14 protein-coding genes and 3 pseudogenes are annotated in these 22580 nt (G+C 63.1%); 8 read left to right on the top strand and 9 right to left on the bottom strand.

Annotated features, from left to right (window positions below; all coding sequences use genetic code 11):
- Positions 1–85 precede the first annotated feature (85 nt).
- Positions 86–976 (top strand): LysR family transcriptional regulator, encoded by an 891-nt coding sequence (locus DMX10_RS12535; protein ID WP_111261365.1) that lies wholly within the window; start codon positions 86–88, stop codon positions 974–976.
- A gap of 663 nt (positions 977–1639) precedes the next feature.
- On the opposite strand, the pseudogene DMX10_RS12530 reads toward DMX10_RS12535, so the two are convergent.
- Positions 1640–1798: pseudogene (locus tag DMX10_RS12530) on the bottom strand (AbrB/MazE/SpoVT family DNA-binding domain-containing protein); the annotation flags it as partial.
- A gap of 72 nt (positions 1799–1870) precedes the next feature.
- Here DMX10_RS12530 and DMX10_RS33170 point away from each other — a divergent pair.
- Both DMX10_RS33170 and DMX10_RS12520 read left to right on the top strand, forming a co-directional pair.
- Positions 1871–2335, top strand: a pseudogene (locus tag DMX10_RS33170) (transposase); the annotation flags it as partial.
- Positions 2336–2342: 7 nt separating this feature from the next.
- Positions 2343–2765 (top strand): annotated as a pseudogene (locus DMX10_RS12520) (NrdJb); the annotation flags it as partial.
- Between the two features lie 217 nt (positions 2766–2982).
- Here the strand turns inward: DMX10_RS12520 and DMX10_RS12515 are convergent.
- The 7 genes from DMX10_RS12515 to DMX10_RS12485 form a co-directional block, all read right to left on the bottom strand.
- Positions 2983–4719, bottom strand: a complete 1737-nt coding sequence (locus DMX10_RS12515; RefSeq protein WP_058131192.1) for an ABC transporter ATP-binding protein — start codon at positions 4717–4719, stop codon at positions 2983–2985.
- Between the two features lie 88 nt (positions 4720–4807).
- The gene (locus DMX10_RS12510) at positions 4808–5755 is read right to left on the bottom strand and encodes an acetamidase/formamidase family protein (protein ID WP_058131193.1); all 948 of its coding nucleotides are present in this window, start codon (positions 5753–5755) and stop codon (positions 4808–4810) included.
- Positions 5756–5816: 61 nt separating this feature from the next.
- Positions 5817–7424 (bottom strand): ABC transporter substrate-binding protein, encoded by a 1608-nt coding sequence (locus DMX10_RS12505; protein WP_003160983.1) that lies wholly within the window; start codon positions 7422–7424, stop codon positions 5817–5819.
- Positions 7425–7443: 19 nt separating this feature from the next.
- Entirely contained in the window at positions 7444–8370 is a 927-nt protein-coding gene (locus DMX10_RS12500; protein ID WP_003160982.1) for an ABC transporter permease, read from the bottom strand.
- Positions 8370–9218 (bottom strand): ABC transporter permease, encoded by an 849-nt coding sequence (locus DMX10_RS12495; protein ID WP_003160981.1) that lies wholly within the window; start codon positions 9216–9218, stop codon positions 8370–8372. Before DMX10_RS12495 ends, DMX10_RS12500 begins: the two co-directional genes overlap by 1 nt.
- Entirely contained in the window at positions 9215–9817 is a 603-nt protein-coding gene (locus DMX10_RS12490) for an ANTAR domain-containing response regulator (protein WP_003160980.1), read from the bottom strand. Before DMX10_RS12490 ends, DMX10_RS12495 begins: the two co-directional genes overlap by 4 nt.
- Positions 9814–10953: a transporter substrate-binding protein gene (locus DMX10_RS12485; RefSeq protein WP_111261364.1), complete on the bottom strand. Its 1140-nt coding sequence runs from the start codon at positions 10951–10953 to the stop codon at positions 9814–9816. Before DMX10_RS12485 ends, DMX10_RS12490 begins: the two co-directional genes overlap by 4 nt.
- A gap of 929 nt (positions 10954–11882) precedes the next feature.
- Between DMX10_RS12485 and DMX10_RS12480 the strand changes: the two genes are divergently transcribed.
- From DMX10_RS12480 to DMX10_RS12460, 5 genes are read left to right on the top strand one after another with little or no spacing between them, the layout of a single operon-like run.
- Positions 11883–14162, top strand: a complete 2280-nt coding sequence (locus DMX10_RS12480; protein ID WP_058131194.1) for an AAA family ATPase — start codon at positions 11883–11885, stop codon at positions 14160–14162.
- A 57-nt stretch (positions 14163–14219) separates the two neighbouring features.
- Positions 14220–15527: a condensin subunit F gene (locus DMX10_RS12475; RefSeq protein ID WP_003288359.1), complete on the top strand. Its 1308-nt coding sequence runs from the start codon at positions 14220–14222 to the stop codon at positions 15525–15527.
- Positions 15524–16204: a chromosome partition protein MukE gene (locus DMX10_RS12470; protein WP_003160975.1), complete on the top strand. Its 681-nt coding sequence runs from the start codon at positions 15524–15526 to the stop codon at positions 16202–16204. The genes DMX10_RS12475 and DMX10_RS12470 overlap by 4 nt, the downstream gene beginning before the upstream one ends.
- Positions 16201–20625 (top strand): chromosome partition protein MukB, encoded by a 4425-nt coding sequence (mukB, locus tag DMX10_RS12465; RefSeq protein WP_042929883.1) that lies wholly within the window; start codon positions 16201–16203, stop codon positions 20623–20625. Before DMX10_RS12470 ends, mukB begins: the two co-directional genes overlap by 4 nt.
- Positions 20625–21611 carry a Wadjet anti-phage system protein JetD domain-containing protein gene (locus tag DMX10_RS12460; RefSeq protein WP_003302600.1) on the top strand — a complete coding sequence of 329 codons (987 nt, stop codon included), beginning with the start codon at positions 20625–20627 and terminating at the stop codon, positions 21609–21611. Before mukB ends, DMX10_RS12460 begins: the two co-directional genes overlap by 1 nt.
- Positions 21612–21633: 22 nt before the next feature.
- Here DMX10_RS12460 and DMX10_RS12455 read toward each other — a convergent pair whose 3' ends face one another.
- Entirely contained in the window at positions 21634–21864 is a 231-nt protein-coding gene (locus DMX10_RS12455) for a helix-turn-helix domain-containing protein (protein WP_003302599.1), read from the bottom strand.
- Positions 21865–22580: the final 716 nt, after the last annotated feature.

Below are 22580 nucleotides of genomic sequence, written 5' to 3'. Positions count from 1 at the left end.
CTCCCGCATGGCTGTCTTGAGCTGGAAGCTAAAGGCGTTTAGCTGATAGAAAAAGACAACCGTTATCAGCAGAACTGACAACCCTATGGCCTTCACCAGCGAATCCCTGAAAGTCTTCCTCGCCGTGCTGGATGCCGGCTCGTTCTCGGCGGCTGCCAGGGCCCTGGGGCGTGTGCCGTCGGCGGTGAACATGGCGATTTCCCAGCTGGAGGCGGAGCTGGACCTGGAGCTGTTCGACCGCTCCTCCCGCCGGGCGCTGCCGACGGCTGCGGCCAGGGCGCTGGAGCCCCAGGCGCGGCAGGTGGCGGGCCAGCTCAACCTGCTGGACGCGCACGCCCTGCAGCTGCATGCCGGGCTCGAGCCGCGGCTGGTGCTGGCCATGGCGCCGGAGCTGCAGAGCGGCGCCTGGAGCCAGCCGCTGTCGACGCTGGCGCGTGAGTTCCCGACGCTGGAGATCGAAGTCCGCTCCGCTGCCCAGGCCGATGCCACGCGCATGCTGCATGAGGGCAGCGTGCAGCTGGCGCTGGTGTTCGAACGCCCGGGGATCGACGAGCGCGAGGCCTTCGTCGAGGCGGGGAGCCAGTTGCTGGCCGCCGTCGCGGCGCCCGGCTACAGCCAGGCGGCGCTGAGCGAATCCGGCCTGGCCGAACGCCGGCAGATCGTCGTCGCGCTTGGCGACCCCAAGGCGTCGGACCCGCAGATCGTGCTGTCCCACAGGGTCTGGCTGACCGACAGCTACCTGGCCACGCTGGGCCTGGTGCAGGCGGGGATCGGCTGGGCCTACCTGCCCCAGCCGCTGGTGCAGCCGCTGATCGCATCCGGTGCGCTGGAGCACGTCGCGTTCGCCGACATGGCCAACCAGATGCGGCTGTGGGTCGATGTCGTCTGGCTGAAGAGCCGCCCGCTCGGGCTGGCAGCCAGGCGCTACCTCGAACTGCTGCGCGAGCAGACCCGCACCGAGCCGGGCCGGGCGTGAGCGCCGCGATGTGATGCGATGCGCACGCCGAACGGCGGAAACGAAAAAGCCCGCGCGAGGCGGGCTTTCCGGGGTGCCGCGACCGTCATGGGACGGTCGGGACATCGATCTGGCGCATCCGGCGGGATTCGAACCCACGACCCCTCCTTCGGAGACTAATGCGGTACAGGAATCTTGGTTGGCGGCAAGCGTCCAAAAATGCCTCTAAGTGCCGTACTGCAAGGGTTTCGTCTTTAACTGCGTCTTGCAGTTTAAGGCGAATAGCGACATCTGAGGGCAGTTACTCTTGGCACAAAAAACGAAATCCGGAATATCGATTTTTGACCACTAGCCAGACCCTGGCGCGTCCTAACGTCGTTTCATTGAGCCTGAGTTCGGCTCGCGACATGCAGCGAGCATCGTGGCTCAGTGGAGGTTAACAGATCGCTGGTACCTGGCACCGCTCCGGCTCCATCGGCGCGTGGAATGCTCGACTACAGTCGTGCTGCGCCTGAATTCGCACAAACCTGCTTTTGTCCTGTGCTGTTACATATGCGCAACCCAGGACTTTGGTTGACCAAAAGCTATCGGCACGTGTCTATGCATTAAGGACTCTGCTCCTGCAGGAGGCAATGGCAGAGCGACAAGCACCGGGATTCGCGGGTAGGAGGCTGGGTAGTCAGCTCACTCGTCCTTGGCGTTTATCTCGGCAGAGGCGTTGCCAAACGACTCCCAGTGGCCAACCAGCTCATCCACGCGATCAGGAATGCGCGGTGACTTACTGAGCACTAGGCAGCGGGTCGTGCCCACATACTCCTCAAGGAGGTAGAGCGTATCTCCGACCCGCCGCGTCAGGATAGTTGTCGTGTGAGTTGATTCGATGAGTCTTGGTCGGTGGGCGTAAGTGAGAGCCGTGTGGCGCGTTATTCGATAGAGCATCGGGAGTGGGTGGTGCGGCAGATGATGCCGCCCTTGAACCGGACGGTGCCGGAGCTGGTGGAAGCGACAGGCATTACTGATGCCACCCTGTATGCTTGGCGCAAACAGGCCAGAGCAGCGGGAGCAGTGGTGCCGGGAGATGGACAGCAGGCCGACCAGTGGTCGAGCCAGGACAAGTTTCGGGTGGTGCTGGAAAGCGCCAGCCTCAATGCGGCTGAGCTGGCGGAGTACTGCCGGCGCAAAGGCCTGTATGTCGAGCAGATCAACGCCTGGCGCGAAGCCTGCGAGCAGGCCAACAGCCTGGCTCAGCCGAGCAAGACCCGGCGCGAACGCGAAGAGGAAAAGGCCGCGAAGAAGCGCATCAAGCAGCTGGAGCGTGAACTGCGGCGCAAGGATGCGGCGCTGGCAGAAACCGCGGCTCTGCTGGTGTTGCGAAAAAAAGCCGAGGCGCTCTCTGGACCACTTCCAGTGGATCGTCGCGCTGACCCGGATCATGTCCGCGGTGTTCCGCAAGGGCGGCGACTGCACCTTCCTGGTGGAGGAACTGAAGGCGGTATTCGACCCGCGTGGCGGCTACCTGAAGAAGGGCGGCGTCTACATGCCGTCGATCGTCGCCGAGATCGGCGCAGTGCTGGAGCGCCATCTGATCGCCATCGGCATGCTCGAAGGCCATGCGCTGGACGAGACCCAGCTCAAGTACCTGGCCGAGAAGCGTGCCGCCTACGAGGCGAGCCAGGGTGCGGTGGCGGTCGAGCCGGGCGAGGGTTTCCCGGCCGGCGCGCAGCTGTGCAACAAGTGCAACACCCAGGCGGTGGTGCAGATGGACGGCTGCGCGACCTGCCTCAATTGCGGCAACTCCAAGTGTGGTTGATCCGGTTTCGCTGATTCGCGAGCCGGCTTCGTCAGGCCCCCCTTTACCAGGGCAATCGCATGAAGAGAACCGTTCTCGTTCATACGATCAAAACACAGGCTTTTGTGAAGGGAGAACCCCTCGTCGTTAGCGTTACCACTCTCATGGAAGCTATCCAGCGTCTGGTATTGGATACGGAGGCGCGGGCTGGCACCCCTCACTCCTGCCGGCGCAGCGCTCAGACCGCCACCAGATGATCCTCGCCGACCGCGTCGAAGCGCTGCGGCGGCGCCCGGAAGCCCTGCGGCTTGATCGGATCGGGCGCCTCGAAGGCCTCGAGCAGCGCCTTGAAGTCGCGCCGGCGGTCGACGTCGGGCATGGGCACCGCCTCTAGCAGGCGCCGCGTGTAGGGATGCCGCGGATTGTGCAGCACCTGGTCGCGGCGACCGATCTCGACGATCTTCCCTCCATACATCACCGCCACCCGGTGACAGATGCGCTCGACCACCGCCAGGTCGTGAGAGATGAACAGGTAGCTCAGACCATGCGTCTCGCGCAGCCGCTCGAGCAGTTCCAGCACCTGCGCCTGCACCGAGACGTCCAGCGCCGAGACCGATTCGTCGGCGATGATCAGCTTCGGGTTGAGCGACAGCGCGCGGGCGATGCAGAGGCGCTGGCGCTGGCCGCCGGAGAACTGGTGCGGGTAACGGGTCATGGCGTCGGCGGCCAGGCCGACGTCCTCGAGCAGCGCGGCGACCCGCTCGCGGCGTTCGACCAGCGGCAGGCGGTCGTGAATCAGCAGCGGCTCGCCGACCAGTTCCAGCACCGTCTTGCGCGGGTTGAGCGCAGCGTAGGGGTCCTGGAAGATCATCTGCACGTCGCGCCGCACGGCCTGTAGCGCCTCGCCCTGCAGGCCGTTGAGCTCGCGGCCGTCGAGCTTCACGCTGCCCTGGTAGGCGAGCATGTTCATCAGCGCCTTGCCGGTGGTGGACTTGCCGCAGCCGCTCTCTCCCACCAGCCCGAGGGTTTCGCCCTGGCGCAGGGTGAAGCTGACGTGCTCCACCGCGTGAACGTTGCGCACCGGTTCGAGCCAGCCGCCACGCACCGGAAAGCGCACGCACAGGTCGTTCACCTCCAGCAGCGGTGGGCGTTCACCGAGCGCCTCGGGCTCGCCGGCGCTGCCCAGCACCGGCACCGCGGCGAGCAACTTGCGCGTATAGGCCGCGGCGGGCGCGGCGAACAGCTGGCGCACCGGCGCCCGCTCCTCCATCCGCCCCTGGTTCATCACCACCACTTCGTCGGCCATCTCGGCGACCACGCCCATGTCGTGGGTGATCAGCAGCAGGCCGGTGCCGAAGCTCTGCTGCAGCTCGCGCATGAGTTCGAGGATCTGCGCCTGGATGGTCACGTCCAGCGCGGTGGTGGGCTCGTCGGCGATCAGCACGTCCGGTCGGCAGAGCATCGCCATGGCGATCATCACCCGCTGGCGCATGCCGCCAGACAGCTCGTGCGGGTACTGCGCCAGGCGCTTCTCGGCGTGCGGCATGCGCACCGCGTCGAGCATCTCGCGGGCGCGCCGGGCGATCTCGCGGCGCCCCAGCGGCTCGTGCCGGCGCAACGTTTCCTCGAGCTGCTGGCCGACCGTCATCAGCGGGTTCAGCGAGGTCATCGGCTCCTGGAAGATCATCCCCAGGCGCTTGCCGCGCAGCGGCTGCAGCTGCCGCTCGGGCAGGCCGAGCAGGTCGCGGCCCTCGAAGATGATCGCCCCGCCGGGCACGCTGGCGGCGCGCGGCAGCAGGCCCATGATCGCCAGCGAGGTGAGCGACTTGCCGCTGCCCGATTCGCCGGCGATGCACAGCGTGCGGCCGCGTTGCAGGGCGAAGCTCAGCTCGTCGACCACCCGCCTGGGGCCAAAGTCGATGGTCAGGCGTTCGACGGAGAGCACGGGGCGGTCGGGGGATGTCGAGGTGTTCACGGCGGTTCTCTGTAGATGTTCTGGCAGGAGCGAGGGACGCCAGCGCCTTTCACGAGCAAGCTCGCTCCTGCGAGGAAGGGCGTCGCCGTCAGGCGAACACCACCTTCGGCACGTAGAAGGACACCACCCAGTTGGGCAGGTCGACGATCTCGCTGATGCGCAGGTCGCCGCACACCGAGCAGAGCATGTAGGCCTGTTCGGCCGGCATCCTGTGCTCGCGGCAGAGCCAGTCGATGGCGCTGCTGACCGCGCCGCGGGCGGCCTGCATCAGGTCCGGGCCAATCCCGGTGAAGGCTTCGTAGCCGGTGCCGTCGAGGTGCCGGGTGACCGGCCCGGGAGTGCTGAAGCGCGGCGCGGCGAGCTTCTCGCCCTTGATCAGGTCGAGCGTGACCACGGCGTTCATCCGGCTTTCGATGGCCGTGCCGCAGACCTCGCCGTCGCCCTGGGCGGCGTGGGTGTCGCCGATGGAGAGCAGCGCACCTTCGACCTCCACCGGCAGGTACAGGGTGGTGCCGGCGGCCAGGTCGCGGATGTCCAGGTTGCCGCCGACGCGCCGCGGCGGCACCACCGAGTGCAGGCCGGATTCGGCCGGGGCGACGCCGATGGTGCCGGCGAAGGGCTTGAGCGGTATCCGCGCGAAGTCGCCGAAGGCGGCCGGCGCCAGGCTCTCGGTGTCGTACTGCCAGAGCGCCAGGGCCGGTTCGAGGAACTGGTCGGCGAGCAGGCCGAAGCCGGGGATGTTGGCGGTCCAGCCGAAGCCGGACGGCTTGAAGCTGTCGATGGTGACCTTGAGCACGTCGCCGGGCATGGCGCCTTCGACGAACACCGGGCCGCTGACCGGGTTGATCCGGTCGAACGGCATGCTGGTGACGTCGGCGACGACGGAGTCCTTGGTGAAATGGCCGTTGGACGAGTCGTGGCATTCGAACTCGAGGGTAGTGCCGGGCGCCACCCGCTCCACCGGGGTGAAGCTGTTGTCCCAGCCGAAGTGGCTGTGGACGCTGTGAATCGTCTTGACCAAGCAGTTCTGACACATGGGGCGAGGCCCTCCTAGCAGGTCCGCGGCAGCGGGACGGCGAGCGCCCGCTGCCCGGCGGTTATTTCACCGAGATGTAGTCGTAGTTGACCGGCACGTGCACCGGGTCGACGTAGAGCGCGTCGTCGCCGGCCATGCGCGCCGAGCGCACGGTGAAGCGCTGCTCGTTGAAGATCGGTACCCAGGGCGCGTCGGCCATCGCCTCGAGGAACACCTCCTTCCACAGCGCGATGCGCTCGGCTTCCTGCGCCGGGTCGGCCATGGCATCAGCCTGCGCGGCCTTGGCATCGAGCGCCTTGTTGCAGTACAGCGCCCAGTTCCAGCCGCCATCGACCGCCCCGGCGCAACCGAGAATCGGCCCATAGAAATTCGACGGATCCGGGAAGTCGGCGATCCACCCCATACCGCCGGACCAGACCATCGGCGCCTGGTTCGGCTCGCTGCCGGCGGCGATCACGTTGGCCTGCGCCAGCGACTTGATCTGCGCGCGGATGCCGACCTTGGCCAGGTCCTGCTGGATCGACTGGGCGATGCGCGGCTGCGGGTCGGTGTTCATTACGAACAGCTCGGTGTCGAAGCCGTCGGCGAAGCCGGCCTCGGCGAGCAGCTTCTTCGCGTCCTCGACATCGTAGGCGTAGCCCTGGTAGTCCTCGGCGTAGCCGGGCATGGCCGGCGGCAGCGGCTGGTTGGCCGGGGTGGCGCGGCCGTTGATGATGCGCACGATGCGGTCCTTACTGATGGCCATGTTCACCGCCTGGCGCACCTTGAGGTTGTCGAACGGCGGCAGCGTGGTCTTCAGCGTCAGGTAGCCGGTGTGCAGCTGGTCGCCGACCACCAGCAGGTCCTTGTACTTCGGGTCCTTGCGGAACTGCAGGAACTTGGCCGGCGGCACGCCGTCGCCGGCGATGTCGACCTCGCCCTTCTCCAGGCGCAGCAGGGCGACCATGGGCTCCTGGCCGACCTCGAAGGTGATGCCGTCCAGACGCGGGATGCCGGCCTTGTAGTAGTCCGGATTCTTCTTGAACACCAGCTTCTGGCCCAGCTGCCAGTCGGCCAGGGTGAAGGCGCCGGTGCCGACCGGGTGCTTGCCGAAGTCGGCGCCCCATTTCTCGGCCTCTTCCCTGGGCACCACCGAGGCGAAGTTGATCGCCATCACGTGTAGGAAGGTGGCGTTGGGCGCGCTCAGGGTGATCTTCACGGTGTAGTCGTCGAGCACCTCAATGCCGCTCAGGGTCTCGGCCTTGCCCTCGGCCATGGCGTCGAAGCCGGCGATGGAGTTGAAGAAGCCGGCGCCCGGGCTCTGGGTCTTCGGGTTGACGGTGCGCTCGAGCGAGTACTTGACGTCCGCGGCCTTCATCTCGCGGCCGTTGTGGAACTTTACGCCCTTCTTCAGGGTGAAGGTGTAGACGGTGCCGTCCTCGGAGATGTCGTAGTCCTCGGCGAGGTCCTTCTCCAGCTCGGTGGTGCCCGGCTTGTAGTCCATCAGGCCGTCGAACAGGCTCTTGATCATCGACCAGTTCTGCCAGTCGTAGCCGATCGCCGGGTCTAGCGTGGCCACGTCGTTCTGGTAGGTCACCACGATGTCGCCACCGGCCTTGGGCTCGGCGGCCAGCAGCGGGCCGGCGAACAGGGTGGCCGCGATGGCCAGGGAAATTGCCTTGCGCTTCATGCTCCTTGCCTCTTTCTGGTTAGTGTTTCTTGACGTCGATGCGCGGATCGACCAGTGGAACGGTGAGGTCCGCGATCAGGTTGCCGAGGACGATGGCCAGTGCCGACACGGTGGTCACGCCGACGATCACCGGGATGTCCACCTGCTGGATGGCCTGCCAGGCGAGCTGGCCGATGCCCGGCCAGCCGAACACCGACTCGACCACCACCAGCCCGCCCATGAAAATGCCGATATCGATGCCGATCATCGGGATCACCGGGACGATGGCGTTGGGCAGCACGTGGCGGGCGATCACCCGCAGCCGGCTCAGGCCCTTGGCGCGGGCGGTGCGGATGAAGTCCTGGTGCAGCACCTCGATCATCGAGGAGCGGGTCATGCGCGCGTACCAGCCGCTGCCGAGCACGCCAAGGGTCAGCGCCGGCAGCAGCAGGTGCTCAACGCCGCCGTAGCCACCGAGCGGGAACCAGCCGAGCTTCACCGCGAAGAAGTAGAGCGCGAGCATGGCGGCGATGAACTGCGGCGCCGACACGCCGACGAAGGAGAAGGCCATCAGCAGCTTGTCGGCGAAGCCGCCGCGGCGCAGCGCGGCGATCACCCCGAGGCCGATGCCGATCAGCAGCTCGAAGCCGATGCCGGCGGCCATCAGCTGCAGCGAAGGCTTCAGCCGTGCGCCGATCAGCTCGGCCACCTCGCTGCGCTGGATGTACGAGCGGCCCAGGTCGCCCTGTACCAGGCCGGCCAGGTAGCGCCCGTACTGCACGTAGAACGGCTGGTCGAGCCCGAGCTGGGCGCGGATGCTGGCCACCACCTCAGGGGTCGCGCTGCGCCCGGCGATTTGCCGCGCCGGGTCGGCCGGCAGCATGAACAGCAGCAGGTAGGTGATCAGGGTGACGCCGAGCAGGATCAGCAGCGAGTAGCCGAGGCGGCGCAGGATGAAAGGAGCCATCAGCGTCTCCCCGACAGGGTCGGGTCGAGCTCGTCGCGCAATGCGTCGCCCACCAGGTTGAAGGCCAGCGACAGCAGCACGATGGCCGCCCCGGGAAAGAACACCAGCCAGGGCGCCTCGGTGAAGTAGGTCTGGCTCTCGAAGATGATGTTGCCCCAGCTCGGCGTCGGCGGCTGTACGCCCACGCCGAGGAACGACAGGGTCGCCTCCAGCAGCACGGTTGTGGAGATGCCCAGCGTGGCCCAGACCAGAATGGTAGGCAGCAGGTGCGGCAGCAGGTGGCTGAACAGGATGCGCCGGGCGCTGGCGCCGAGGGTGCGCTCCACCGCGACGAAGTCGCGCGCGGCCAGGGCCACCGTCTCCGAGTAGATCACCCGGGCGATCTGCACCCAGTTCACCATGGCGATCACCAGCGCGACGATCCACACGCTCGGCTGGAAGATCGCCGCCAGCGCGATCGCCAGCAGCAGCGCCGGGAAGGCCATCATCAGGTCGGTAAAGCGCATCAGCACGCTGCCCAGCCAGCCGCGCACGAAGCCGGCGGTGAGCCCGACCAGGGTGCCGATCAGCACCGCCAGGCCGTTGGCAACCAGGCCGATGAAGAGCGAGGTGCGCGCGCCGTAGACCAGCCGCGAGAACAGGTCGCGGCCGAGCAGGTCGGTGCCCAGCCAGTAGGTCGAATCCGGCGGCAGCGGCGCGCCTTCCAGCGACAGGCCCTCGATGTACTGCTCGGAGGGGTCGTAGGGGCTGAGCCAGGGAGCCAGCACGGCGAAGGTCACCACGGTCAGCACGAACAGCAGCGACAGCGCCACCGAGGGGCGCCGCAGCAGCGCCAGCAGGATGTTCATCGCTGCCGCTCCTGCCGCGGATCGGCGCCCAGGCGGTCGACCTCGAATTCGGCACAGAGCGCCTCGACGCTGCGGTTGAGGCGCATCGACAGCTCGCGCAGTTGCTCGTAGGCCTGCTGCTCGGTCAGCGTCCGCTCCACCATCAGCCGCGCCAGGGTGCGCGCCAGCAAGGGCCCGGCCTCGACCCGCCGGGCCAGCGCCGCCTGCTGCCGGTTCGCCTCGGCCAGCCGCGCGCGCAGCCCGATGGCCATCATCAGCGTAGTGTACACCGAGCCCTGGGTGATCGGCTTGTTCAGTAGTGCGGTGACGCCGAGCTCGATGGCGCGCTGGATCTGCGACAGCGTCTCGTGGGCGGTGAGCGCGATCAGCGGCACGCCGGCGGCCTCGAGTCGGGCCAGGGTCGCCGGGCTGGCGAAATGCTCCAGTTCGACGATGGCGGCGAAGCAGCCATCGAGCGCCGGCAACGTGTCGGCGGCCACCGCCTCGGCGGTGATGCCCAGGCGCCGCAGGCTCTTATGCAGGCTGGCCAGGGTGCGCTCGTCGCAGTCGACCAGCAGCAGCCGGCCGTTCTCGAAATCGGGACGCGACAGGGACTTCATTTGACGATCCTCAGGTGCTTCCGGGGGACCTCGTGACGCAGCGCCTGGAAGGCGCCGAGGTCGGTGGCGGTGAGGTAGGGGTCGGCGGGCAGCGCTGCGGCCTCGCTGTGCAGCAGCTCGAAGCGGCCGGCGCGCAGCTCGGCGATGTGGCAGGGCAGGCTCGAATGGTTGTTGCGCGACGACACCCGCAGCTCGCCGAGCACGCCGGGCAGCGGATGCCGGTAGAGGTAGTCGCAGATCACCTCGGGCGCGTCGCTGCCGGTGTGCTGCAGGGCCTCGGCGAAGGCGTGCACCGCCACGTAGGCGCCGGTGTAGTAGTGCGAGCAGCGGTCGAGCCCGTGCACCAGTTGCTGGCACCGGCTGAATTCGGCATGCACGCTCTCGAAGAACGGACCGCAGGACAGCAGGCGCAGGTTCGGCCGCTCGCCGACCTCGCCCAGCTCCGCCTCGGTGAGGTTGCAGCTGAGCACCGGCAGGCGGATGCCGGCCTGCGCGCAGGCGGCGTCCAGCTCGCGCAGGAAGGCGTAGGAGGACTCGCCCACCAGGTTGTTCAGCACGAACGAGGGCGCCTGGCCCATGAGCGTGGGAATCGCCTCGGCGAAGCCGGTGCCGCCCAGGTGCACGTACTTCTCGCCGAGCACCCGGCCGCCGGCCAGCTCCAGCACCTCGCGGGCGATCCGGTTGCTCTCCCAGCCCCACACGTAGTTCGAGCCGATCAGGTAGCCGCGCGCGCCGAAGGTGGCCAGCGCGTAGCGCAGCAGCGGCACCAGCGTCTGGTTCGGGCAGGCGCCGAGGTAGAGCACGCTCTCGCTGCTCTCGAAGCCCTCGTAGGGGCAGCCATACCAGAGCAGCCCGCCCTGCTGTTCCAGGTCGGGAATGATTTCCTTGCGGCTGGCCGAGGTGATGGTGCCGAACAGGTGCCGCACGCCCTGCTGCATCAGCGCGGCGGTTGCCTCGCCGTAGCGGCTCAGCTCGCCACGCGGGTTGCAGTGGGTGGCGGCCAGCTGGAAGTCCAGCTGCGGGTCGGCATTGATCTCGGCCAAGGCATCGCGGGCGCCAGCCAACGCATGGCGGGCCATCCGGCGGTAGGTGCCGTCGGTGGAGAGCAGCAGGCCGATGGGCAGTGTTCGACGCATTTTTCCGTGTTCCCAGAAACGAAAAAAGCCCGATCGACCAGCAGGCTGGTGGATCGGGCTTCATTACCCGGCGCCCGGGGGCGCGAATGGTCACAAGGCTTACGAGGCAGAGCCCGGCTTGCAGTGGATGCGCTTGCCCATGAAAAAAGGATGCCAGATCGCCAACAACGGCCCTGGGCAGGCGGTGGGGCGACGCCCAGCCGCCCAGCCCGCACCACAACAGGTCGCACAATCGCTGTCACGCGCCAGCCTGGTGCGAAATGCATGCAGCCGCTCAAGCCTCGCCGGGCCCGCAGGGTGCGCCGTGCGCACCGCGTATCCATCAGCGCATCACGAAACGCCACTTCTCGCTGTCGAGCGACGACGAATGCCGTGAGGCGATCCTCGCAAGCGTTGCGTTGTTCGCATCGCAGTGCCGTGCAGCCCGCAGAAACTGCAATCTTCCAGGGCACCGACGCAGGGCAATCGCTTGAAGGCTGGCCAAGCCCGAGAAGTGCAGCGCGATAGGTATCGGAGGTGGATGCAACCAGGCGGCGGGTCTTGATACCTCCCTTCTTGCCAGTGGGGTCGAGCCGAAACAGGTTGAGGACATTCAGCTAATCCACCGGCAGTTCATTGATAGGTCATCGAGACTTCGCTCCGTAGCCACCGTGGCTGCACTCGTCTACCGCAAAATGTCGGTGGCAGTCCTGCAAAAACCACTGACCCGCCACAAGCGCTCACTGGGGCACCTCCGCCGAACTAGCCAAATACACCCTCGTGACGACAGAACTCTCCGCCAAATCGCCCATATCCAGCGTGCGCCTCCGGAATAGATCACTAGACCTCGACTGGTCTAGTCTTTCACTCACTCTATTCGAATGACATTGCAAGCTATATAACGAATAGCCGGCCAGAGATTGGCACCGATTGCCTAGGGAGAGAGGCGAATGATTGAGTCAATACGGATAGTGGGGGTGGCTTCGTATGGACAAGAGGTACAAGCGCTTGATGGGCTGACGAAGTTCAACTTTATCTACGGTGCCAATGGGTGTGGCAAAACCACAATTTCCAGGGTGATCGACAACCCCACTCGTTATCCGAGTTGCCATGTTGGCTGGAAGAGCGGCGTGCCCCTTCAGGCTATGGTCTACAACCGCGACTTCGTTGCACGTAATTTCGGCCCTTCCGCAGAGCTCAAAGGCATCTTCACCCTCGGTGAAAAGAACGTCGAGAATGTTGCCAAGATCGCGGCACTCAAACAGGAGTCCGGTAGCTGTAGTGGACGCATCAGCAGTCTGAGGGAGACTCTAGAAGGGCTGGATGGTCTGGGAGGAAAACGCAAAGAACTCGCCGATCTCGAGGCTTGGTTTCAGGAGACATGCTGGGCCCAGAAAAAAAAGCACGATAGTGCATTCGCTTTGGCATTCCAGGGCGTACGCAACAATGCCGAGAACTTCAAGGTCCGTGTGCTGCAGGAGCATGCTGGGAATTCTGCAGCATTGGTTTCGTTGGCCGATCTCCAGGAGAAAGCCAAGACCATTTTTGGCCCCTCACCTATGTTGGAGCCCCGCGTCGTATTGCCTTCGTTCGATGCGCTGTTGTCCCACGAATCGAATCCGATCCTGAGCAAGCGCGTTCTGGGCCGGGAAGATGTCGATATCGCGGCAATGATCAAGGCGCTGGGCAACAGCGATTGGGTGCGGCAGGGCCGGGCTTACTTCGATGAGGCGACAGGAGTCTGCCCTTTCTGCCAGCAAGCCACAGAAGCCTCGTTCGCGGCCAGTCTGGAGGCCTATTTCGACGAAACGTTTCTGGATGACAGTCGTGCCATTGATGAACTGGCTAAGACCTATGCCGCGGCGGCCGATCACCTTTTGGCGCAATTGTCCGAGATCCTTAATGCGCCTTCCCGATTCCTCGATGCGGAAACACTGAAGACAGAAGTGGCGCTGCTGGCTTCTCGGATTGCCCTCAATCGTCAGCATCTTGCCGATAAGCAACGCGAGCCAAGCCAGCTCATTGCACTGGAACCTCTTGCTGACGCTCTGGGCGCGATCTCCCAGGCACTGGCGCTTGCCAACGAGCAGATCGAGTCACACAACGCTACGGTAGCTAATCTGGGCAAAGAAAAGCAGCAATTGGCAAGCCAGGTGTGGAAACACATCGTCGCCATCGAGCTGGCGCCCGCATTGCAGGATTGCTCGACGAAGAAGCGAGGGTTGGTGGGCGCGATCACTGCCTTGAACGGAAAGATCGAAGCGGCGGAAGCAGACCGGCGTCAGGTGGAGAAAGAAATAGCTGAGCTGGAGCGTGCGACCACCAGCATCCAGCCGACCATCGATGCAATAAATACCTTGCTAGCCTCGTTCGGTTTTCATGGTTTCTCCCTAGCCAAGGCAGATAGCGGTACCGCCTATGTGCTGCGGCGACCGGATGGTATGGATGCGAAGGAAACCTTGAGCGAAGGCGAACGTACCTTCGTCACCTTCCTCTATTTTTACCATCTGCTCAAAGGCAGCGATTCGGAAAGCGGCGTGACGACTGACCGTATAGTGGTCTTCGACGATCCTGTGTCGAGTCTGGATAGCGACATCCTCTTCATCGTTAGCAGCCTGATCAAGGCGCTGTTCGATGAGGTGCGCCAAGGAACCGGTCACATCAAACAGGTTTTCGTACTGACCCATAACGTCTACTTCCACAAGGAAGTGAGCTTCAACGCCCGGCGCACTGATAGAAACGCGATGCGCAGCGAGGAAACCTTCTGGGTCGTCCGAAAATCCCACCACTCTTCAAGAGTAGAGGCCCACACAAGCAACCCGATAGTCACCTCATACGAAATGCTGTGGGCGGAGGTACGACGGGCCGACCGATCCAACCTTTCAATCCAGAACACCCTCAGACGCATTCTTGAAAACTACTTCAAGATCCTCGGTGGAACCGATACCGACGACATCTGCAACCTGTTCGAGGGGCGTGAGAAGGTCATATGCCGATCGCTTTTTTCATGGGTCAACGATGGTTCCCACTTCGCACACGATGACCTGTATGTCGCTGTCGACGATGCAATGGTGGAAAGCTACCTGAATATCTTCAAGGCGATCTTCGTCAAATCCGGGCATTTGGCTCACTACAAGATGATGATGCGAGAAGCATACTCAGACGATTCTGAGATCGCGGCCAAAACTCAGGAACAGCAGGCCGATGCACAGGGGGCCGTCCATGCCTGAACAATATGAGGCTTGGATACATTCATACTGCGTAGCAGAGAAGCCTACTCAGCGCTTATGACAGCATCCGATCCGAATCGCCTTATCGCCTCGCTGGTACGGGATCAGGTCAATCTTGACCTGAAAACAGCGGATGTCTGCTTTCTCGCAGGTCTGTACCTGCGAGCGGACAAGGCTGGGCTTGCGTCGTTCGAGGAAGATCTGCTGATCGACCTGTTTGAACAGGTCTGCGATGTCGTCGAACCCGCTGCCGAAAATCCGCGCAAGCGCGCGACGCACGCCATTCAACGATTACGCGAGCAGCGCATGCTGGCCCGAGTTGATGGCGCCGGCATCGTTCGGGCGGGCGAGTATGCGCTGACACGACTTGCTGCTGCGGTTATCGAATACTTTCTGGCGGACGAGGCCCTGACTCGGGAAAGCCTCAGCCTACTGACCGGTACCTTGCGCGCTCAACTTGCCGACATCCTGGCGACAGCCAGGAAGGCCCATAACGATGAGGATTGGCGTCAGCGCGTGGTCGCCCCCCTGAGGATCACGGTCGGTGACATGGTGGCGGGTATCGAACGTCGGCAGCGGGGGCTTGATGCCCAGCAGGAGGAAATCCAGGCGGAAATCGCTAGCCTGCTGTCGAACGACTGGTTTAGCGCAATCGATCGATGCCAGAGCCTGCTCGACGCAACGACCCACACATTGCGCGAGCTCAATGAAATCCTGCTGCGAGACACACACCATTTCGTTGCGTTGCTCCAGGACATCCAGGCGCTGGCCGTTTCAGCAGAAAATGTCGAAGCCGAGGGAGCCGCACAGCGGGTCATCGAACATGTAGACCGGATCGGAGCCTGGGGCGGTGCACGCCAAAAGGCATGGTCCGAATACTACCAGTATGTACACCGCTACCTGCGCGACGTGGTCAGACTGGATCCTGATCGGGCGCTGAGCCAGCGCTTGCGCGATCAGATTGCGGAGTGGGGAAACAGGCCTTTCCATCTACTAGCTGCGCATGCAGGCTCTATCTGCCTGCTACGTACACTTGAAGCACGCGTCGAGCGTCCGGTGGTGGCCAGGCCAAAGACTGATCGTGAGGCCGAACCAGCCTGGGTGGAAGCTGAAAATGCGCTGGCAGATATCGAAGTGTTGGTGAGTCGGGCGCTCGACGAGGGCGTAGATACCTTGGCGGGGCTAACGGTGCAGGTACTCGCCACGCTGACCGACGATAGCCAATACGTGGCTGCGGGTCGCATCGCTGACGCAGCTGCAAGGCTAGCCCGATTGCGTTCAAGCCGCGAGCGGCTATGGCTAGAAGTGGGCGAACAGCTCGAAGTCGAGGAATGGACTGTCCAGGGCCGGAGGAAAGTGGAGTGAGCGATGCCGTATTCGATTCTCTGGAAGAGGTGATTGTCGACGAGCGATTCCCCGAGGTGGATCTGATGCTGCGACGTGGACGCCATATCGGTCGAGATGATGGCTGCCCCTATGATTACCTGGTGGAGGCACAGGCGCTGCTCGAACCTTTTTATCGGCGTTTCGGTTGTGAGCTGATCCAGCAGAGCGATGGCTATTTCTATTTGCTGCCCAGCGGCGAGCGGCTGGGGCGACGTCAGCTATCCGTCGGCGAAATGCTTATCGGGCAGGTGCTGGCGCTGATGTATCTCGATCCCGCGACTTTGCAGCATGGCGGCATGGCGACACGTGAAGCGCTATTGCAGCGGCTGTCCGGATTACTGGGCACCGATGTGCTGGTGCGTACGCTAAATCCGCGTAGACGCAAGTATGACGAACGCATTGCCGCTGAAACTGTGCGAGGGAAAGCGGACGAGGCGCTGCGTAAGTTAGCTGAGCTGGGTTTCATCGATGTGGTTGATGCGGCCAGATTGCGCCTGCGTCCGGCACTCATGCGCTTTGCCGAGCCAGTTCGCGGGCTCACAGATCCCAGCGACGCCCTAGAGCGGCTGGTTGCGCGTGGAGAGGTATTACTGGGTGATGCTAACGACATGGATGACGATAGCGGCGACGCGGAGGGGGAGGAAATGTTGTCATGAGTCGAACGCGTGCCGATGCTTTAGCCCTGGTCAATTGGAAAGGTGTCTTCTACGAGCGTTATCTACTCGATCGGCATGTCACTGCGCTGGAGGGCAGCAACGGTGCCGGCAAGACCACGGTGATGATTGCCGCCTATGTCGCTCTGCTGCCCGACATGTCCCGCCTGCGCTTCACCAATCTCGGCGAGACTGGAGCGACTGGCGGCGACAAGGGTATTTGGGGACGTCTCGGTGATCCCGGACGCCCTTCCTACGTGGTGGTAGATTTTGCCCTTGCGGGTGCACAGAGGCTACTGGCTGGGGTACATCTGGAACGCAAAGGTGAACCCTCCGTGGAGCCCACCCCATTTATAGTCTGGGGCCTCGAACCTGCGGTTCGCTTGCAGGATCTGCTGCTGGTTGCACAGGGGGGCGTCGAGTCCGTGCCGGAGTTACAGGAGTTGCGCGACAACGCGGCGCGGCTCGGTGGGCGATTACAATCTTATCCATCCGCCCGGGAGTACTTCGCCGCGCTATTCGATCAGGGAGTCATGCCCCTGCGCCTTGGTACCGATGAGGAGCGCAATAAGTTCAACGATATGTTGCGTACCAGCATGACCGGCGGCATCTCAAGGGTGCTCACTTCGGAGCTACGCTCGTTCCTGCTCAGGGAGCAAAGTGGCCTCGCTGATACCTTGCAGAGGATGCGATCGAATCTGGATTCCTGCCGGCGCACGCGGGTAGAAGTGCAAGAGTCGCGCCGCCTGGAGCAAGAAATCGGCAGTATCTTCGAAGCCGGCCAGGCCATGTTCGCAGCAGCTTTCCTTGCCACCCGTGAACGGGCCGATGAGCTGGCACGCCGGGTAGCCGAGGCGCAGAGCGCACGCGATCAAGCCTTCCAGGCGCAAGAGGGAGCGCGCAGAGTACTCGACGAAACCTTGGCCGAGCTGAATACGCTCGATACTTGCAAAGATGAACTCGACCGCGTACTTGGAACCGCCCGCGACTGGCACGGCAGACTGAAGGACTCCTTAGCGGCGCTACGCAACCTGCAACAATGTGTCTCCCTGCTCGCGGAAGCTGAGACAGCGGCACAACAAGCGGGCAGGCTACGAAGCGAATCTGAAACGTTGCGGACTCGCAATCGCGAGGAACTCAAGCGTGCCCGGGAGGGCTACAAACGCGCTGCCAAGGGGCTCGCCGATCTGCAGCAGGGCATCGAAGAGTTGCATCGCCGGGCTGCTGCTTATCGTCAGGCAATTCGACGGCTACGGGAAGCCGAGGCGCATTTGCAGACCGTACCTTTGCTTCCTGCGCAGTTCGCCGATCAGCTTATGTCGGTACGCCACATGCTCGAATGCGTCGATCAGGAACGTCGGGAGGCAAGGACGCGCCTGTCCGATGCGCTGGAGCATCGTGCGCGTCATGAGCAGCTCATGGAGGCTGTGTGGCGGCTAGCGGGACGGGATGTCGAAATCACCGCTGCGTACGATGTGGCCACCGAAGCGGTGCACCGTCATCGGACACTGAGCGTACTTGCCGAGCAGCTTCCCGACATTGAGGCGAAACTGGCCGAAGCGCAACAGCTGCAGGCCCGGCAGGCCCGGGTGTGTGCAACGGCGAGGGAGCTGGGCGTGGTTCTCACCCAGGCGCCTGCCATTGAAGTCGTCGACGCGTTGCTGAGTGATACTGAAGTCGAGCAATCCACACATGAACAGGCACAACGGGCGGCCAATGAAGAACTTGCTGAGCTACGGCGCCGGCGTGAGGAGCTGCAGCAACAGCATCGGCAGTTAATGGCACGCGAGCCGCAATGGCAGACTTTGGCGGAGTGCGCCGTCCGCATTTCCGATCACCTCGATACCCATGTGACGGACCGGGCCAGTCTGGATGCAGCTCGTGCCTGTTTGAGCACAGAGCACGCCGAGGCAGCCCGGGTCGAACAGGGGGCACGGCATGTACAGGAGCAGCTGCTCCGGGACGCACGTGACCTGCTGTCGGCCGGCGGGCCGTTCTCGCCCGCGTTGCTGCAGCTCAAGGACAGGCTCGGCGCCGAGCTGCTGGCTGGCAGCTACGAAGAAGTGGCGATCGAGGAAGCGGCTGTGCTGGAGGCCCGACTTGGCCCCCTGGCACAGGCACTGGTCGTCGATGATCCCGCTGCGGCAGCTCGTGCCTCTGTCGACCGGCCAGAGGAACTGACAGACGTGCTACTGGTGTCACGTGATGCCGATCTCTACCGTCTGGCCGATTCCTCCGACACTACGATGGCTAACGAAGGTGATTTGCTCGTCCAGGAAGGGATTGCCCTGCGTATGTCGCGTATTCCTGCCAAGCCGCGGCTGGGACGGCGTGCGCGCGAGAGACGGGCGGCCGAGCTGCAGGCGCAGGCCGAAGAGAAAACGTTCGAACTAGAGAATGCGAGGAGCCAGCGCCGCACGCTGGAACGGTTGCAGGAGAATGGCGACACGCTGCTCGCCGGGCTGGAGGTCTGGCTGGCAGGTGACCCCGCGGACGCCATCATCGAGGTGCAGCAGGCGATCGCCTTGGTCGGTGAACAGATCGAGCGACAGAGCGACATGGCTGATCGCCATGCTGCGGCTGCACAGGCACTGCAACCCCGTATTGGCAGGCTGCGTTCGCTGTTGGCCGAGGCGATTCTGCTTGATCCTCCTGACCACGGCGAGCGGGCGCAGATACTCAGTGAAAGGGCATCGCAGGCAGGCGAGGCCAGGGACTGGGTTACCGCCAACCAAGAGGATGTTCTGTATGTGGAGAACGGACTTGGTGATTTGCGCCAGCTTCCGTTGTCGGACACGGACATAGAGGATCTGACGCGCCACGCCGACACTCTGGAAGGCCGGCGCCGGCAACTCGATGCAGGGATCGAAGCCCTCGAATACCTGTGCGACAACGCTGAGGCGCTCGCCTGGGAGGAAGCGCCGCGCCGGCTCGAAGACTCGCAGGAATTAATACCGGCCCTGAAGGAGCAACTGAGCGAAGCGGAAGGCTTGCAAGAGGCAGCCGAGGAAAGGGTGAGCCAAGCTGAGGCACGATATGACCAAATTACCGAGCACTTCCAAGAAGTGGAAGGCCGACGTCAAATCGCCAGTCAGGAGCATGCGGCTGCTACGACTCGATTCAACGGGATAGGTATCCCTGCTCCGACGGAAGAAGCGGTAGTGGATGCAGCTAAAGAGGTCGTACGGCAGGAAGAATCGCTGCGTGCTCTGGAGCACCGACGACAGGAATTGAATAGAACCGTCGGTACGCAGCAGGAAGCCCAGCGAGCAGCGCAGGAACGCCTGATCGCAGCCGATGAGAAACTCGCCAGCGAGCGCCGTGAGGCCGAGCCTGCAACGAGGCGGTGGAGTGAACTACATGATCGGGCACAGCGCCACGGCCTCATAGGCAATCTACTCGGCAATGATCCCGACGGGCCAGGCAGTATCCGCGGCCATGTCAATCTCGTACAGATCGCGACAGCGCGGCGTGACGTCTTGCTCGAACGGTTACACAACGCACGAGGCGGGGACGCTCTGCTCGCTGAGCTTGAACTGGTACGAAATCCATCGGCAGACGCCGCTTTCGCTGATCCTATTCTTGAACTCTGGCTGGCTGTGCGCGACTGGCTGCGCCACCGCCTGCCGGCACAGGTAGCCGAGGTCGATGACCCGCGCGAAGCACTCATCCGGCTGCGCGACCAACTATCTGACCTCGAAGAGCGTCTCGCCCGTCAGGAAAGCGACCTGCGTGGAGCTAGCGAAGACGTAGCACGAGGCATTGACGTACAGATCCGCAAGGCGCGTGGCCAAGTCACTCGCTTGACCAAGAATCTAGAAAAGGTCAGCTTCGGCAGCATTCAGGGCATCCGTGTGCGCATGCAGGCTGTCGAACGTATGGAGCAGATCCTTCGCGCCCTGCGTGAAGGTGCGGCCCAGGAGCTGCTGTTCCAGGCGGACATGCCGATCGAGGAGGCGCTCGACGAAATCTTTCGTCGCTACGGCGGTGGGCGCTCAGCAGGGCAGCGTCTGCTCGATTATCGGGAATACGTGCATCTGCAGGTGGAGATCCGTCGCAAGTCCGGCACCGAGTGGGAAGTCGCCAACCCGACACGTTTGTCGACCGGCGAGGCGATCGGTGTCGGTGCTGCGTTGATGATGGTAGTTCTCACCGAGTGGGAGCGCGATGCGACCTTGCTGCGCGGTAAGCGCGCTCACGGTTCGCTGCGTTTCCTGTTCTTGGACGAAGCCAACCGCCTGTCGCCAGACAATCTCGGCGTCTTGTTCGATTTGTGTCAGACATTGGATCTGCAGTTGATGATCGCGGCTCCCGAAGTGGCGCGTGCCGAAGGTAATACGACGTATCGCTTGGTGCGCCAGGTGACGCCCGAGGGGCGCGAGGAAGTTCTGGTGTTCGGTCGTCGCACTAGGAGCGTAGGCTAATGTGGCAGACGCCGCAGCAGCGCATCGCTCTGCTCGAGTTGCTGGTGCAGGGGACGCTCAAGCGCCGCGCCTCACAGGTGAAAGCGTATGACACTCTGGCAGAACTATCCTGGATCCGCTCGACCGGCCGGCGTGATCAGATTGCCTTGGTAGAGGCTCGCCGCACTGAACTCGTTGCGCTGCTTGAGCGGGTATGGCCGGACTGGCAGGAAGCGCTGGCGGCACTTACAGCGGGAGGGTTTTCTCCCACGCCTGATGGTTGGACTCGCTTGGAAGATGCGCGCCGCGCAGGGCGGCTTCCGGCGCTGCCAGGACGTCTCAATCGCCGGACTGCAGCCGCGCTAACCGCGCCCCACTCCAAAGCGGTACTGACGCCGCGCCGGCTAGCCGCGCTTGCCGGCACCGAGGCGACCCACGACGGATTGTTACGCTTGCGGCCACCGCGTGGATTGGTGGCACAGACCGAGCAGGGTGTCCTGGATCTATGGAAGCTTGCCCGTTTTCTTGGTGAAGCACCGATCCCGGAGCGGGCCTTCCTTGATGGCCTCACCTTGGAAGGTCCCTTGCGAGCGGTCTTGCTGGTGGAAAACTCTGGCGCTTGGCGTGACCTGCCGATGCTGGACGGATGGCTTTTGGCTCATGTCCCTGGCTGGGACATAGCCACTGTTGTGCATCTACTCGCTCAGGTGCAGCCCGAGGTTCCTGTCGTTCACTTTGGTGATCTCGACCCGAACGGCGTACGAATCTTCCTGAAACTACGAGAGCTTCGGTCGGATCTGTGCTGGTTCGTTCCATCCTTCTGGACCGAGTGCGTCGAGCCTAGGAAGTTGAAAAAGCCATGGCCTGCTGGGCTTGATCTTCGTCATGCGCCCAAGCTGGTGCATGATCTCGTGGACAGAGGTCTTTGGTTGGAGCAGGAGCCTTTGGTGGTCGACTCTAGGATGAGAAGTGCTCTTGAGTCGATCATTCAACTAGTCGCCGATTGAGGGGCTCGAAGGACACCGGTGCTCAGGGATGCGCAACGAGTTGTTCCACCTCGTCGACGATCTCAGCTGCGGTGCAGCCCAGGGGGTTAGCTAGCTTGATCAGGGTGGTGATCGTTGGCTGGTTGATGCCCCGTTCCATCAGGCTGACGTAGTTACGCTGCAATTCCGCCTCATGGGCCAATTGCTCCTGGGTGAATCCTGCTTCGACACGCCGTCTGCGCAGGACCTTTCCGAACGCCAATCCGACTTCCACAGATGACTCCCCAAAAGGGAGGACTATCTGGGCGGCGTCATCTCTGGTCTTCACAGTATATTGTGAATTTGGTAAAACGTGACCTCATGGCATGACGTCACCCCAGCGAATTACAGGGCTGCCTTCCTACATGCCGTCTTCGTAATCGGCTGTAATTCAGTGCAAACGATTAATTTCCGATAAATAAGCAGTTAAATAGAAGGATGTTAAAAGTATATGAGGATTATTGGCATAGCTGCTTATGTGTCATTTGCATTTTTTTTGCAATCAGGAGCCTTCGCTGGCGAAACTGGAGTTCAGCAACTTGTTAAAAGATGCGAGGCTGCTTCCAAGGCTCGCGGGTCCTCACCTGCGCTCTGTTCGTGCACGTTGGAAAGAATGCAGGAGTATGGGTTCACTGATTCGGAGATTGTTAATTTTTCTCGACGAGACTTTAAGCCAAAGGATTTACATGAAACTGAACGCCATATGGACTACAGCATTAAGATTCGATTAATAGCAGGACAATGCGGCTGATTAGCTTTTCCACAGTCGTCAGTCTAGTCGTACGTCATTGATTATGTGATTTGCCGTAAAGGATTTTATGCGGGGCGGTTGCAGGAGCTGAGTGCAACACGGTTATTGAATTGAAGCCGGAGCATCATGCCGCATCGCCATGGCATTTTGCATGACCTCTCCCATCACCTCGATGGGGCATTTGAAGTCGAAGCGCTTGC

The organism is Pseudomonas sp. 57B-090624 (assembly GCF_003234055.1).
Taxonomy (GTDB): domain Bacteria; phylum Pseudomonadota; class Gammaproteobacteria; order Pseudomonadales; family Pseudomonadaceae; genus Metapseudomonas; species Metapseudomonas tohonis.
The sequence above is the reverse complement of the archived record's forward strand: the minus strand, read 5'-3'. Positions and strand labels throughout refer to the sequence as shown.

Bases quoted from the DNA above. Each gene is read 5' to 3' on its own strand.
- DMX10_RS12505 (WP_003160983.1), bottom strand. From the start codon at position 7,424: ATGAAGCGCAAGGCAATTTCCCTGGCCATCGCGGCCACCCTGTTCGCC.
- mukB (WP_042929883.1), top strand. From the start codon at position 16,201: ATGAGTCGAACGCGTGCCGATGCTTTAGCCCTGGTCAATTGGAAAGGT.
- DMX10_RS12495 (WP_003160981.1), bottom strand. From the start codon at position 9,218: ATGAACATCCTGCTGGCGCTGCTGCGGCGCCCCTCGGTGGCGCTGTCG.
- DMX10_RS12460 (WP_003302600.1), top strand. From the start codon at position 20,625: ATGTGGCAGACGCCGCAGCAGCGCATCGCTCTGCTCGAGTTGCTGGTG.
- DMX10_RS12535 (WP_111261365.1), top strand. From the start codon at position 86: ATGGCCTTCACCAGCGAATCCCTGAAAGTCTTCCTCGCCGTGCTGGAT.
- DMX10_RS12510 (WP_058131193.1), bottom strand. From the start codon at position 5,755: ATGTGTCAGAACTGCTTGGTCAAGACGATTCACAGCGTCCACAGCCAC.
- DMX10_RS12500 (WP_003160982.1), bottom strand. From the start codon at position 8,370: ATGGCTCCTTTCATCCTGCGCCGCCTCGGCTACTCGCTGCTGATCCTG.
- DMX10_RS12475 (WP_003288359.1), top strand. From the start codon at position 14,220: ATGACAGCATCCGATCCGAATCGCCTTATCGCCTCGCTGGTACGGGAT.
- DMX10_RS12490 (WP_003160980.1), bottom strand. From the start codon at position 9,817: ATGAAGTCCCTGTCGCGTCCCGATTTCGAGAACGGCCGGCTGCTGCTG.
- DMX10_RS12485 (WP_111261364.1), bottom strand. From the start codon at position 10,953: ATGCGTCGAACACTGCCCATCGGCCTGCTGCTCTCCACCGACGGCACC.
- DMX10_RS12480 (WP_058131194.1), top strand. From the start codon at position 11,883: ATGATTGAGTCAATACGGATAGTGGGGGTGGCTTCGTATGGACAAGAG.